This is a genomic window from Chitinophaga sp. (genome assembly GCF_036569125.1).
GTDB lineage: Bacteria > Bacteroidota > Bacteroidia > Chitinophagales > Chitinophagaceae > Chitinophaga.
Genome location: NZ_DATCRF010000738.1, coordinates 1 through 14,164 on the forward strand (window position 1 = coordinate 1; position 14,164 = coordinate 14,164).

Genomic DNA, 14,164 nt, shown 5'->3' on the forward strand with positions numbered 1-14,164 from the left:
CCATAACCTACTACCAGCACTTCGTTCAGCCCTTTGCTGGCTACTTCCAGGGCAATGTTCACATTGGATTGCTCACCAATGGTGAAGGTTTGCTGGCGATAGCCAACGTAGGAAAAACTAAGCGCGCGTACGCCGGCCGGCACCTGTACAGAGAAACGGCCTGCGGCATCAGTGACCGCGCCCCCTGCTGCGCCCTGCAGGGTAATGGTTACGCCGGGCAGGCCTGTACTATCGGAAGTACTGGTCACCTTTCCGGTAATGACGCGTTGCGCTAGTGCTGTGTTCACGCACAGGCATAGCAACAAAAGGAAGCAATATGACTTCCATGAGTAAAACTTTTGCATAGCAGGAAAAATAAGTAAGTGATAAACGATTCAGCTACCTGGTCGTAATAAATGAATAATGCTGTGATCCTCTCTACAATTCAAAAAAAGCCGCCCATAATGTATCGGCTAAAAATGGCTACACGATTGATATATGGACTGGCCCATCATCATTGTTCCCCTGTAAGTGTGCTCATAACATAGTTGGTTTGTTAAAGATACAGCGCGGACAAAACTAATATAATAGTATTTTAGCCACATGACATGCTGCATTAACGCTTTGTTAATTCCAAGCTGAAAGCGTAAAGCAGAAAGCATAAAGCTGATTACGTTGTGCTTTGTGACAGGTGCCGGTAAGCGTTGATCCGCTTACCGGCACCTGGGCTTTAAAGCTTTCTGCTTTGTGCTTTATGCTTTACACTTTGGCTATAAATGTAATAACTTTAATGTTTTTACATCATCTTTTTTGTTTTCATTTGAAATTTTGAGGAGATATACCCCAGTTCCTGCATTTTCATCCAGGTTCAGGACAACCCTGTTTTGATTTACAATGCGCTGCTGCAGGATGGTTTGGCCCTGCTGGTTAACAAGCGTAATAATATAGGTACCAGATACGGATAAGCCGGTAAGCGTGAACTGCTGACGGAATGGGTTAGGCCAGGCGCTGACGGCACCTCCCTCCTGCATTACTCCATATTTTTCCGCAGCCATCATCATAGGCGCAAAGGGGCTGGTAATGGTAAAGCTGCGCTGAATGCTGATGCTATCCAGCTTGTGCTTAAACAGCACCTTTAATGTATGCGCGCCCACACTGTAAGTGGATGGGTCTATTATAAATGTATTATCAGGGGCAACAGGCAGCACGCGGTTATTATCTGCCACCACCGTTACATCCGTATGCCAGCGGGGTGCGGGGTAATTGGCTATGAGAATGGTATCAGCACCAGCGCTGGTACTATAGGCGCTTTCCAGCGTTCTTAAAATAGGCGGTGTGCTTAGGATGGGATAAATGCGCAGGATGGCAGGCGTATCGTTCTTTGTGTACTCCGTACCATTAAAGCCCATCCATTGCAAAGTATCTACGCCTACGATATTCGGGTTGGGCGTGTAGTACATGCTGTCCAGCTCCGCCAGCGTTACATCGCGGCTGCGTTCATAGAACAGCTGTTTGCCGCCAATGGTAAGCTTACCGTATGCAGGCAGGCGGCTCACCCGGATGCCGGCCAGCTTGCCGGTGTAGTTCAGCTTAAAGTTACTGCCCCAGAAGCGGATGGGCGTACCGGCCAGGGTGGTGCGCTCAAAGGGTTTAACGGTATCAGGGGGCGGTACCAGGTTTATATACAGTGCGGTGTCATTTGTCCAGGTAAGGCCATCCCATATGCGCCAGCGGATGGTATCCATGCCGGGAAAGCTGCCGGCGCTGTATTTGAGGGTATCCATGTCGCTGCGTGAAATAATATTGTTGCTTTTATATATAGCCTGGCCGTATTTATTTACCAGCACACCTTTTTTGGGAAAACCGGTGATCTCTATCTGCTGTATCTGCCCAAGACCGGTGGCAGGGCCGGTATAATGCTGTACAAAATCGCTGGCAGGAATGGGTGTTCTGTTGCGCGTATAAGCCTGTTTGGTAAAAGGTGTAATGTGATGGTCGTACATGGTATCCAGGTTGGCGGCGTACAGGCCGGACCGGTCTGCTATCAGCCAGGTACTGTCCTGCTCTTCATAATAGATCCCGTTGCCTGTGGCAGAAAGGAAACGCCTTTTACTGCCATCATGGTTAATGTAATAAAAATAGCTAACGGTGGTGCTACGGGAAGGATGGCCGTAAGTATACCCGCCTACATCTCCCTGCGGGCTTAACACATCTACAGATGCAAGCCCCCAGGGCGGCATTTGCGTATAGGTGTCCTGCAGATAGTGTATGGTACCCTGCGGGTCACGGCTATAGATCTTTGTCCGGAAATTATAATAGAGGGATGTCTCCAGGGCCTGCCCTGCTATATAACCGTTATTAAAAAGGGGGGTTAAAAGATCCTGGAAACCACCAAGCTGAAAATCGCCCCAATGGTTCTCATATAGTTTGGTGTTGGCGCCGTTTTCATATAGGAAAAAGCTGGTGCCGTATTGAGGCGCACCTTCCCTCCACCATTCTTCATAAGTAACCTTCACCCCATCCGTATGTACATTAAAGAAGTAAGGAAGGGTCCACGGGGCAGTAGTATCCACATGGGCCACTTCGGTGCAAATACTGTCAGTACAAAGGAATATCGCCTGTTCATTGGTGTATGCAACATTACCATTAGGGCCTATATCGCCCTGCAACACAATGGTGTCTGCCACCACGATCTGCTGTTGTGTGGCCAGGTTCCTGCGCATTACAATGGTATTACCACTGGTAACCGTATCCGCCACGGACCACATTACATAATCGCCGGCTACATGCACATTACCCATATTTTCTGCCAGCACGTTCAGCGTGCCGGACTGCCATTCGTATAAAGACAAGGTGGCATCGTTATTCAGGGACTGGCCGATAAAAACCACGCCAAACCTGGTTACCCAGGCCTTATCGTTCTGATCGGAAAGTCTTTTATTAAACGGAATAACGGTTGAGGCGCCATTACTTACATTACTCAGGTAGTAGGTATAAGCAGCGCCGTTCTGCTTATAGCTAAATGCCTTTTTGTACCTGTAATCTATTATGGTGCTGCTGTCTGGTGTTGTAAAGATCTTGCTTAACAACGGGCTTTGGTTCTGGGCAAAAGAGGTTACACTCCAAAGGAGCATGCATAACAAGGGGTAGAGTTTTTTCATAAAAACAGCATTAAGGGTGAGGGGTATAATCCGAAGACCAGTAAATAAGTAACAGGAAAAGTTCAGCTCTTCAAATGGGTGTATATGGCAATACGGTTTCAGCTCTTGTAAATACAAGATACTGCAAAAAAATGATGGCTTTATATTATTTTTTGTTAATGAGGGATAGGCGCTATTTTTTAAGGGCGATAGTATTTACCAGGGTACCGATAGGGTTAATGGTGATCTCCACCACATCGTTCTCCTGCAGGGTAAAGCTGCTGTCGGGCACCAGGCAGGTGCCGGTCATCAGGTAACAGCCATCGGGAAAATCAACTTCGCGGTACAGGTAACCGGCCAGCTCCTGGTGGCCGCGTTTCATTTGGCTGATGGGTACTGCATCACTGTACTGCGGCTGTCCGTTGCGCAGGATCCGCATCCTGATCTCTGTATCCGGTGAAATGGTTTGATCAGGTACCAGCAGGCAGGGTCCAATGGCTGCGCTTTTTTCATATGTTTTTGCCTGCGGCAGGTACAGGGGGTTCTCCCCTTCTATACTGCGGGAGCTCATGTCGTTGCCAATGGTATAACCCTGTATAGCGCCTTCGCGGTTAATGAACAGGGTTAGCTCCGGTTCCGGTACATTCCAGGTGGAATCCTTCCTGATATTTACTTTGTGGCCATGGCCTACGGCGCGGCGGGCGGTTGATTTAAAGAACAGCTCCGGCCTGTCTGCCTCATATACCAGGTCATAAAAAGTAGCGCCGCCTGAATCTTCTGATTCTTCCATACGGGCTACCTTGCTGCGGAAATAGGTAACACCCGCAGCCCATATTTCCTGGGAGCTGATGGGGGGCAGCAGGTGTTGCTGAATGACTGCTTCCGCATCGCTGGCCGGTTGTGCAGCTGCTATGGCTTTGGAAAGACTGCTGAACAGGTTTGAAGCGTTCACCAGCGTATCCCAGCTGCCTTCCATACGGTAGTAACGTTCATGGTAGTACGCAAAAATGCCCTGGGTGGTGTTGTACAAGCGGATATACTCCATTGATTTTAGATTTTAGATTTACGATCTTAGGTTTGATGGAAGCGGATTGATTTAGGATTTACGATTTTAGAGTTACGATTTGATGAAAATGGTTTAAGACCGGGTGGCATTAGTAATACAAAGCCGCTCCGGTCTGATCGTAAATCTAAAATCTAAAATCGTAAATCACAAGCCTGCAAAATTATTTTGGAAATGCAGTGCTGATGTCCTGGATAGACATATGCCAAAGCCGCTGCGCCAGGGAATCCATGGTGGCATAGGCGCCTTCCAGGTGCACGGTGGTTTGGCTGTAGGTCAGCGAATTGCCGGGGGCCAGCGGGCGGGCGTCGGAAGAAGATTCCAGCTCATAGAAGGGTCCCATCTGGGAACCATCTTCCAGCGGGCCATCATTATAACAATTCACCACATCTCCTTTGTAAGGTTCCTTTTGCTGCTCCCATTTTGAATTAACGTATTTCCCGTTCTTATTAATGCTGAATAAAATGAGGGTAATGGCGCCACTTTCCACATCCACACTGCCGGCCATGGGTATAGCTATTTCCGGCGCCAGGCCTACCTTACCGCGTTTAAGACCATTGGCCTTCATCAGCAGCAGGCTGTCTTTTACCTGCAAATAACCAGGCGGTATCTTACCAAAATAATCATCATGAATTGAAGCGCTTGCATTAGCCCCTGCTTTAAAAGGTACTACGATCACGGTTTTGTCTGAAGGGGTGAACATGCCTAACAACCAGATGGATAAAAGGCCGGTACTTTCCTGCCAGGCGTTTTTGCCTTTATTGGTAAGGGTGTTTTCCGTGCGGTAGGCTACGGATGCAATGCTTTGCGGCAGCGTAAAGCCCAGCTGCTGCGTAAGGGAGGCGCGGTTCAGTAAGGTTATCTTACGCGAAATGCCCACCTGGAAATCAGCACCCGCATAGTTCTGTAAAACACCTTCTTTGTAATAATGCACGGCGGTGCTGCTTTGATCCTTCAGGTCAAAAACAGCGGTATCAATGAGGCCGGGTGTTTGCCAGTGCTCAAAGGCAAAGGGTTTGCCTTTGGGAAAGAACAGCGCATACTGTCCGCCTTCAGGGCCCAGCCAGAAACGTTCTTCGCCGCCGTAGGCATTAATATGCGGGTTGTATTTGCCCGATTCAATGAGCTTATAGTTAAGCCATCCATAGCTTTTACCATGATAGCCGCCGGCACTGCTGGTCATAACGCGGGCCTGGTAATCGCCGGCTACCAGCACCATGCTGCTATCGTCCGGGTTTTTGAGTGTTACCAGGTTGCCCAGGTGGTTGTGCAGAAAATTCTCATCCTGCTGAAAGGTGGCCGCATCCGTGGTTTGAGCAGCCTGCTGACCGGCCTGTTTCGCCTGATCCGTTTGTTTAGGAGCCTGATTGCAGGCAGCAAGGAGAAAGAGGGAAAGTACGTGGAAAGGATACTTCATTGAATTACGAATTGTCGATTATCAATACGCCCCCGCCAAAGCGGGGCATGAATGCCTTTGAGAATAATTATGAATATGAATATTTGGGTACTGCGATAGCATCAGGTTACCGCCAAATTATGCAGGTGGAACAGGGTGCAATACTACAGTTATACAGGTACAATGTAAGTGCAGTTACCTGATCATTTACATTAAACATGGCTGATTAAATTACGAATTATTCATTATGAAGCGCGGTGTTTTTTGAATGTTACTGAAATAGGTGTTGGCCTGCTGCAGGGTTAACAGGCCATTCACCGTATCCTCTTTTTCAGCTTCAGCACATGCTCCCGGCGGGCTTTGACGATGCCCCTGCATTTCTGTTTGTTTTACATCATGGGTACCATTACGCATCATGATGGCAACCTCCTGGCGGAAGGAGCTGGTAAGATCCGGATCATCCCACAGGCAGCGGGACCATCCGGGAAACAACAAGGCCGCAGCCCGTTCATGGTTCCATACATGCGTACAGGTGGCGGTATGCAGATATATCAGCAAACGTGGAATTTAACATACTGCAAATTGATCGTTTTTTTGATGACCGTATTATCCTTTACAAGCCAAAAATTATACTATATTGGCAATTATTACCTACTCAGGCGATTGTATTGTATATTTTTGGATTAAAAACAAGTTCCACGTATGAAACCGATCCTCCGGAAAGTAGCTGTGCATGGCGGGCATTCCTTTAGTGTGCGGGAAGATGTGCTGCCCTACCTGTATAACCATTGGCATTATCATCCGGAAGTGGAGCTAACGCTCATCCGCAAGGGACGGGGCACCCGCCTGGTGGGCGACCATATGGAACGTTTTACCGATGGCGACCTGGTGCTGCTGGGGCCCAACCTGCCACATATGTGGCGTAATGATGCGGATTATTTTCAACCGGACAGCGGGCTGCATATTGAAGCAGTGGCCATTCACTTTCACGAAAACTTCTGGGGCGATGCCTTTTTACAGCTACCGGAAATGGAACCGGTACGCATGCTGCTGAAACAGGCCGGCAGGGGGCTGCAGATACATGGGAAAGCCAAAGCTGCATTGTCGTTGCAAATGGAGGAAATATTACAGGCTACCGGTCCGCAAAAGATCACCTTACTCATTCACCTGCTTACAGCGATTGCCGCTACGCCGGAAAAAAGTTTCCTCAGCAGCCTGGGTTTTGTACAGGAGTATAACCTGCAACGCACGGATAAGATCAACGAGATCTATCATTATACTTTTAACAACTTTACCCAGGCCCTTAGTATTGAAACGGTGGCGAAGGCAGTACACATCAGCCCCCACTCCTTTTGCCGGTATTTTAAAACACGTACCTCCAAAACGTATTTTCAGTTCCTGGCAGAGCTGCGGATCGGATATGCGTGTAAGCTGCTGCTGGAAAATGATATGAGCATTGCACAGGTGGCGTATTCATCGGGGTTTAATAACCTGGCGAACTTTAACCGGCAGTTTAAGGCTATCACGGGGAAAACGCCGATGGGGTATTTTAAGGGGTATGCTGGGAAGGTAGTTATCGGGTCTTCCTGATCTTATCCGGATGCTGGCGGCAGTCAAATATAGCAGCTACTTTAATTGGATCGCCATGGATACGGTAAATGATCTTATAATGCCCTTTTACCAGGAAGCGGTATTCCTTATCGCGATGATTCAGGAGTTCTTCTACCGGTCCGATTTTGGGATGAGTTTGGAGAATGATGGTTTTATCTACCAGCGACTTAACTATTTTGCGGGCTACACTAACACTGGCTTTATGCTTGTAATAATCGAAGATGTTCCGGAGTTGATTTCGTGCAGTATCTGTCCAGAATATAATTATTCCCAATTGTCAATCTCTTTCTTTAGATCATTGGCGTTGGTTAAGCGCCCGTTTCGATCATCTTTTTCTGCCTGATCAATAACAGTATTTAATTCCTCTAAAGACATAGGATATGACAAATCAGCTTCAGTTAATTTTGATTGCTCCTGACGCAGCATATCCTCAAAACGGCGGATAACCGCTTCGTTCTGGATCCGTAAAAAATCCTGAACAAAATTGATTTTCCTGGATTGAAGGTTGTTGCGCATAAATCCTTTATTTACAATAAAGATACAAAATTGCCGTCATCCCGGCAACTGCACCACTCATCCATTTAACTTTCCCATCTCCCCGCTTCTTTGTAACTTTTATAATAACCCATCGTACGCGGCATGCTCATCAAAACTGCTGTATATATGGTTGTTCTGCAAACCCTGCTTTTATCTGCACACGCACAGCAGGTGCGGCTGGCCACACTGGACCAACTGGAACAACGTTTTGCCGCGGGCAGCGATACTACTTACATCGTAAATTTCTGGGCTACCTGGTGCGGCCCATGCGTACAGGAGCTTCCACATTTTGAAAGGTTTGGAAAAACGTTACAGCATACACCGGTAAAGATATTGCTGGTTAGCCTGGATGCACGTTCCAAGCTACGGAACGAAGTGATGCCGTTTGTGCAAAAAGCACAGCTGAAGAATGAAGTGTTACTGCTCAATGAAACCGATCAGCAACAATATATAGACCGTATCAGCCCTCAATGGTCGGGCAGTATACCTGCCACACTTTTTATTAACAAAAGGAAACAGCTACGCCGCCTGGAAGAAAAGGAATTTACGTACGACCAGCTACTGGCCGTGTACAACGCTTTAAAATAATACCGTTATGCGCAACTTACTCTTACTGGTTCTACTGTTGCCGGGCCTTTGCCGGGCGCAGGAAAAAGGTTACTCCGTAGGTGCTGTGGTAACCGATTTTAAACTGAAGAACGTTGATAACAACACCGTATCGCTGGCCAGCTACCCGGATGCCAGGGGCTACATTGTGATCTTTGGCTGTAACAGCTGTCCTGTATCCCGCGGTTATGAGAACCGGATGGTGGCATTGCAGGAAAAGTTTTCCGGTAAAGGATTTCCGGTGATCATGATCAACCCTAATGACCCCGAAGTGGCAAGTAGTGAAAGCTTTGCCGATATGCAGCAGCATGCCCGTAAAAGCAGCCTGAACTTTCCCTACCTGGAAGATCCCGGACAGATAGTGACCCGCCGCTTTGGCGCCCTGCGTACGCCGCATGTATTTGTGTTGCATAAAACGCCTAAAGGCATTGTAGTAGCGTATATTGGCGCTATTGACAATGACCCGGATAATGGGAATGCGCAGAAGATCAATTATGTGCAGAATGCGGTGAATAGCTTACTGGCTGGTCAGCAGCCGGAGGTAACATTTACGAAAGCGGTGGGATGCGGGGTGAAATCGAAGGGGTGAGGAAGCAGTGTTTATTAAAATAAAAAATCCATGATCCATTGCCTTGAAAAAAGCAATGGACCATGGACTATTAACAATTCAACTATCTTAGAAATTCCAGCCGGCCTTCAGACCAAAGAAGCCCATGGTGCCGTCTTTAAACCAGGCTTCGTATTTGCCTTCCAGGTCAAAGCCCAGTACGCGTATCCCTATGCCGGGTGCAAAGATAGCAGCTGTACCATCGCCACCGGTGAGGTTAGCGGCGCCACCTTCTACCTTAACATACAACAGCGGAATAGGCAACTTGTACTTAAGACCAACACGTACCGGTACGGCAGATAATGCATCGTACTTTGCAGAAACGCCCGGAGACATTTCAACAGACTTACCGCCGAAGCGCATATAACTAACGGAGCCGGTTACACCCAGACCGCCGATCAGTTTAATATCCGCTCCCAGGCCTATGCCATAGCCGGTATTGTGGGTCTCTTTCAGGTCGCCTACCGGGAAGCCGGCTTCCACGAAAGGACCAATACTAAATCTTTTCAATTGCGCTTTAGAAATGCTGCTGGTTACACACAGGATCAGCAACATGCCAGTGATCGTAGAAAGGATCTTTTTCATCTGAGTGGTTTTGTTCGGAAAGGTTATTATAAATTTTGCGTAAATGTAAGTAATTATTTTATAAATAAATGAAAGAACCCCAACGGCTCAACCATTCTCTGTTATTAAGTGTTAACACTTTAAACCATACCCCGGGTAACCCGTCTTTATAGCATAACCGGTTGCCCTGTGGTGAGCGCCTGTTAAGTACTGTTAACGACTGTTAATTACTACTAACAAAACACAGACCAATTGAAAAAGTGCAGGTTATTTGCAGGCATCCGGCTATACCCTTTCATTCCGCTATTGCAAAAGGCTTAATGTATTACGAACAGGATATACCATGAACAGGATCACTATTTTCATGGCGGTCTTATGGATCGCCGGTGCAGGACCTTTACTGGCGCAGGATTCCACTACAGCCGGTTTGCCGGATAAATGGAGCCTGCAACAATGCCTGGATTATGCGCGCGCACATAATATTCAGCTAAGCAGCCTTCGCCTGAGCCAGGCCTCCAGTGAGCAGGACTTGCTACAATCCCGCGCAGCGCGGCTCCCCAGCCTGGGAGGTACGGTTACACAATCTTTCACTAACTCCAAGAATACCAACCCGGTAGTAGGCGGCTTTCAAACACAATCCAGCCTGGCCAGCAACTATGCGCTAAGCTCCACCTGGATCTTATACCAGGGCGGGTACCTGCGTAATGACATCCGCGAAAAGAACCTGCTGCTGCAGGCAGCCAATCTGAATGTGCAGCAGGCGGAGAACGATATTACACTACAGATCACACAGGCATACCTGAACATTTTACTGGCGGGCGAAAACATTGTGTATGTAAAAGACCTGGTACAAACCTCGCAGGCGCAGCTGCAACAGGGGCAACAGCTCTTTAACGCCGGCAGCATTGCCCGTAAAGACCTGGTACAGCTGGAAGCCCAGCAAGCCACAGATGCTTACTCCCTGGTAGTTGCACAAAACACTTACCGGCAGAATTTATTAACGCTCAAACAGGTATTGCAGCTGCCTACCGCCTATACCTTTTCCATCGTACAGCCGGATACGTTACGGGCAGAAAAGCCTGTACCATCACTGGAAGAAGCGCAACGTACCGCACTGCAAACCAGGCCGGAAGTAAAGAATGGAGAGCTGGGGGTAACCATTGCAGAAGTAGGACTGGAAAAAGCCAAAGCAGGTTATAAACCCACACTTAGCCTGGGCGGTACCTTATCCAGCGGGTTTTCCGATAACCAGTCAAACAGCTACTGGCAGCAGCTGGATAATAACTTTTACCAGCGTGCCGGGTTAACATTAGGCATTCCCATTTTCAGCAACCGGGTGAACAAGGCCAACGAAGCGCGTGCAAAGATCCAGATAGACCAGGCTAAGTTAACCCTGCAGGATACCAAAACCGTGTTAGCGCAACAGGTAGAGCAATCTTACCTGAACCTGCAGAATGCACAGGAGCAATACAAGGCTGCGGAAAAACAGCTGGTGGCCAGTGAAGAGGGTTACCGCATTAGTGTAGAGCAAATGAAAATAGGCGCAGTGAATGTAACTGACCTTGCCGTGCAAAAGAACCTGTATGTGCAGGCGCTGCAAGCATTTATACAGGCTAAGTACGGCGCCATCCTGAATACCAGGATCTATGAGTTTTATATAGGAGAACCGGTTACGAATAATTAAGAGATCGAAGATTCCATTTGGCAAATAAAAAAGACAAACAAGTACAAATGAAACGATATAAATGGTTAATAACAGGCATCATCGTTATAGCAGCAGTGGCTATCTGGTTCCTGTTCTTCAGGCATAAGGAAGATCCGGTAGTGATTGATACAGAAAAACCGGTGTATGGTTTTATTGCCAATGCCATTACGGCTACCGGCACAATACAGCCGGTGGATACAGTATCCGTAGGTACACAGGTATCCGGCACCATCCGCGTTATTTATGCGGATTTTAATACGCAGGTGAAAAAGAACCAGCTGATAGCGGAGCTGGATAAATCGTTGCTGCAGGCGCAGGTGAACCAGTATGCGGCCAACCTGGCTGCAGCCCAGGACCAGCTGGTGTTTCAGCAAAGTAACTACAGCCGTCAATCGCAGCTGTATAATGTTGGGGCCATCAGCAAGGCCGATTATGAAACGGCCCTGTACCAGTTCAACAGCGCCAAGGCAAATGTGGCGGCAATTAAAGCACAATTGCAATCAGCCAACCAGAACCTTTCCTATGCCAACATTTACTCGCCTATTGATGGTGTGGTGTTAAACAGGAATGTGAACATAGGGCAAACAGTGGCAGCCAGCTTTAACACCCCTACCCTTTTTATTTTAGCGAAAGACCTTACCAAAATGCAGGTCCAGGCCAGCGTGGACGAAGCGGATATTGGCAACGTAGAAAAAGGACAGCGTGTAACCTTTACCGTAGATGCGTTCCCCGACGATGTATTTAACGGCACCGTGCAGGAAGTGCGCCTGCAGCCCACCACCTCTGCCAACGTGGTTACCTACACAACCATCATAGATGCACCTAATAACGATATGCGCCTGAAACCCGGCATGACGGCCAATATCACCATCTACACCAAAGAAGCTAAGAATGCATTGCTGGTAAGCGCCAAAGCGCTGAAATTCAAACCGGATTCCGCCCTGCTGAAAGATTATGTGATCATAGGCCGAAGGGATACTGCTCATGGCAAAACGGAAGCCGGCTTTTACCGCAGCAAACGCCCGGATACTTTGAGAACACAAACGGATACCACTAAACGCTTAACCTCTCCGGATGAAGCGGCACGTCCTGCTGCAGTATGGATCAAACGGGGCGATACCCTTATACGCCGCCATATTATGACCGGCCTGAATGATGAAACCAATGTGCAGGTAATGAGCGGGCTGGATACATCGGATATTGTGGTGAATGATGTAAGACGGGTTACCAAAAAGGAAAAGAGCAGCGCCACCAAAAGTCCGTTTATGCCGTCAAGGCCGGGCAGAGGGGGTAGTAGCGGCAGCCGCAGCGGGAGGTAGATGTGCAGATGTGCGGATATGCAAATGTGCAGATGTGCAGATGATTTGTGCGGATGGGATGATGTGTTAATGTGTTGATTTGTATAATGAGCGGTGAGGTTAAATGATAAATAGCTGAATAAAAGGGGATGCAGGGTGCTGATGGCGAATGGATGAGAATAGAATGAGTTAATAAAATTTTGAAGCTGAGCTGTGCTGAGTGAATGATAATGAAACTATAATGAAATGGGTAAGATACTAGAGCTACATGACCTGAAGCGGGAGTTTAGAATGGGTACGGAGATTGTTCGTGCGCTGAAAGGCGTATCGTTTGAGGTAACGGCCGGGGAATTTGTAACTATTATGGGCAGCAGCGGCAGCGGCAAAACTACGCTGCTGAATATACTGGGCTGCCTGGATAAACCAACCTCCGGGATATACCAGCTGGATGGTGTGGATATCAGTAAGCTATCGCGGGATGAGCTGGCGCGGCTGCGTAACCGCAAGATCGGCTTTGTGTTCCAGGCCTATAACCTGCTGGCGCGTACCAGCGCGCTGGAAAATGTGGAGCTGCCCTTATTCTACAACTCCGGGCTTACTGCCCACGACCGGCACGAACGGGCCGTGAAAGCGCTGGAAGCCGTGAAGCTGGCAGAGCGCCTGGATCATATGCCCAACCAGCTCTCCGGCGGGCAGCAGCAGCGGGTGGCCATTGCGCGTGCATTGGTGAATGAGCCGGTAATGATACTGGCCGATGAAGCTACAGGTAACCTGGATACCCGCACCTCATATGAGATCATGGCGCTGCTGCAGGAGCTGAACCAGGCCGGCAAAACTATTGTATTCGTAACACACGAACCGGATATTGCCGCCTTTAGCAGCCGTACCGTAATGCTGCGCGATGGTAAAGTGATCCGCGACAGCAGGAATGAGAATGTACGGTCTGCACGGCAGGCGCTGAGCGAATTGCCGGTATCGGATGATTATTAGTGCGCGCTACGCGCGCAGTCCATGGCCCATAGTCGATGGTCCATGGACTGCTGCGTGAAAATATTATTTCGGGAAAGGACTGCTACCATTTTTCGTAGGAGTGGCTATAATGAAAAATGCCATGGACCATCGACTATGGACCATGGACCCAAATAACAACTATGAACTTCTTCAACCTCATACGGATAGCCTTACGGGCGCTGCAACGCAATAAGCTGCGGGCCTTCCTCACCATGCTGGGTATTATTATTGGCGTGGGGGCGGTGATCGCAATGGTGGCCATCGGGCAGGGCTCCAAACAAAGCATACAGGATCAGCTGTCCAGCATGGGCTCCAACATGATCACCATACGTCCCAACAGCAACACCAGCGTAGGCGGCGGCGCAAGGCTGGATGCTACCAGCCTGCAAACCCTGAAGCTGGATGATATAAAGGCTATTGAACAACAGGCAAAGTATATTACAGCTGTATCGCCACAGGTATCCGGCAAAGGGCAGGCTATTAACGGTGCGCTGAACTGGCCGACCAGCATACAGGGTGTGAGCCCGAATTACCTGGATATACGCGACTGGCCGCTGAAAGATGGCGTGGCTTTCGGTGACAATGATGTAAAGGCAGCCAGCAAAGTATGCCTCATTGGACAAACAGTAGTAGAGAACCTTTTCAGC

General features: G+C 48.5%; 15 protein-coding genes. 7 read left to right on the top strand and 8 right to left on the bottom strand.

The genetic code is table 11. The annotated features are described in order from the left end of the window. From VIM87_RS27340 to VIM87_RS27360, 5 genes are all read right to left on the bottom strand, one after another. Positions 1-287, bottom strand: a 287-nt coding sequence (locus VIM87_RS27340) for a carboxypeptidase-like regulatory domain-containing protein (protein WP_332000060.1), incomplete at its 3' end; no start/stop codon positions are given. 462 nt (positions 288-749) lie between these two features. Further along, a complete protein-coding gene (locus VIM87_RS27345) occupies positions 750-3,140 on the bottom strand; it encodes a T9SS type A sorting domain-containing protein (RefSeq protein WP_332000061.1) in 2,391 nt (796 codons plus the stop codon). 172 nt (positions 3,141-3,312) lie between these two features. Continuing rightward, positions 3,313-4,164 (bottom strand): fumarylacetoacetate hydrolase family protein, encoded by an 852-nt coding sequence (locus VIM87_RS27350; protein WP_332000062.1) that lies wholly within the window; start codon positions 4,162-4,164, stop codon positions 3,313-3,315. A gap of 181 nt (positions 4,165-4,345) precedes the next feature. After that, complete coding sequence (locus VIM87_RS27355; RefSeq protein ID WP_332000063.1) at positions 4,346-5,599, bottom strand: DUF6786 family protein; 1,254 nt, start codon at positions 5,597-5,599, stop codon at positions 4,346-4,348. A gap of 210 nt (positions 5,600-5,809) precedes the next feature. Next, positions 5,810-6,136 carry a hypothetical protein gene (locus VIM87_RS27360; RefSeq protein WP_332000064.1) on the bottom strand — a complete coding sequence of 109 codons (327 nt, stop codon included), beginning with the start codon at positions 6,134-6,136 and terminating at the stop codon, positions 5,810-5,812. 144 nt (positions 6,137-6,280) lie between these two features. Here VIM87_RS27360 and VIM87_RS27365 point away from each other — a divergent pair, with 144 nt between their 5' ends. Then, entirely contained in the window at positions 6,281-7,168 is an 888-nt protein-coding gene (locus VIM87_RS27365) for an AraC family transcriptional regulator (RefSeq protein WP_332000065.1), read from the top strand. Here the strand turns inward: VIM87_RS27365 and VIM87_RS27370 are convergent. After that, positions 7,152-7,463, bottom strand: coding sequence for a type II toxin-antitoxin system RelE/ParE family toxin (locus VIM87_RS27370; protein ID WP_332000066.1), 312 nt, complete (start codon positions 7,461-7,463; stop codon positions 7,152-7,154). The two genes, VIM87_RS27365 and VIM87_RS27370, sit on opposite strands and share 17 nt — an antisense overlap. Further along, positions 7,454-7,705 (bottom strand): hypothetical protein, encoded by a 252-nt coding sequence (locus tag VIM87_RS27375; protein ID WP_332000067.1) that lies wholly within the window; start codon positions 7,703-7,705, stop codon positions 7,454-7,456. Before VIM87_RS27375 ends, VIM87_RS27370 begins: the two co-directional genes overlap by 10 nt. 147 nt (positions 7,706-7,852) lie before the next feature. Between VIM87_RS27375 and VIM87_RS27380 the strand changes: the two genes are divergently transcribed. Both VIM87_RS27380 and VIM87_RS27385 read left to right on the top strand, forming a co-directional pair. Next, positions 7,853-8,314, top strand: coding sequence for a TlpA disulfide reductase family protein (locus VIM87_RS27380; protein WP_332000068.1), 462 nt, complete (start codon positions 7,853-7,855; stop codon positions 8,312-8,314). Between the two features lie 7 nt (positions 8,315-8,321). After that, positions 8,322-8,921: a redoxin domain-containing protein gene (locus VIM87_RS27385; RefSeq protein ID WP_332000069.1), complete on the top strand. Its 600-nt coding sequence runs from the start codon at positions 8,322-8,324 to the stop codon at positions 8,919-8,921. A gap of 87 nt (positions 8,922-9,008) precedes the next feature. On the opposite strand, the gene VIM87_RS27390 is transcribed toward VIM87_RS27385, so the two are convergent. Beyond that, entirely contained in the window at positions 9,009-9,524 is a 516-nt protein-coding gene (locus tag VIM87_RS27390) for a hypothetical protein (protein WP_332000070.1), read from the bottom strand. Positions 9,525-9,846: 322 nt separating this feature from the next. Between VIM87_RS27390 and VIM87_RS27395 the strand changes: the two genes are divergently transcribed. The 4 genes from VIM87_RS27395 to VIM87_RS27410 form a co-directional block, all read left to right on the top strand. Next, positions 9,847-11,187, top strand: a complete 1,341-nt coding sequence (locus VIM87_RS27395; protein ID WP_332000071.1) for a TolC family protein — start codon at positions 9,847-9,849, stop codon at positions 11,185-11,187. A 47-nt stretch (positions 11,188-11,234) separates the two neighbouring features. Further along, positions 11,235-12,527: an efflux RND transporter periplasmic adaptor subunit gene (locus tag VIM87_RS27400; RefSeq protein WP_332000072.1), complete on the top strand. Its 1,293-nt coding sequence runs from the start codon at positions 11,235-11,237 to the stop codon at positions 12,525-12,527. Positions 12,528-12,752: 225 nt separating this feature from the next. Beyond that, positions 12,753-13,496 carry an ABC transporter ATP-binding protein gene (locus VIM87_RS27405; RefSeq protein ID WP_332000073.1) on the top strand — a complete coding sequence of 248 codons (744 nt, stop codon included), beginning with the start codon at positions 12,753-12,755 and terminating at the stop codon, positions 13,494-13,496. 161 nt (positions 13,497-13,657) lie between these two features. Continuing rightward, positions 13,658-14,164, top strand: a 507-nt coding sequence (locus VIM87_RS27410) for an ABC transporter permease (protein WP_332000074.1), incomplete at its 3' end; no start/stop codon positions are given.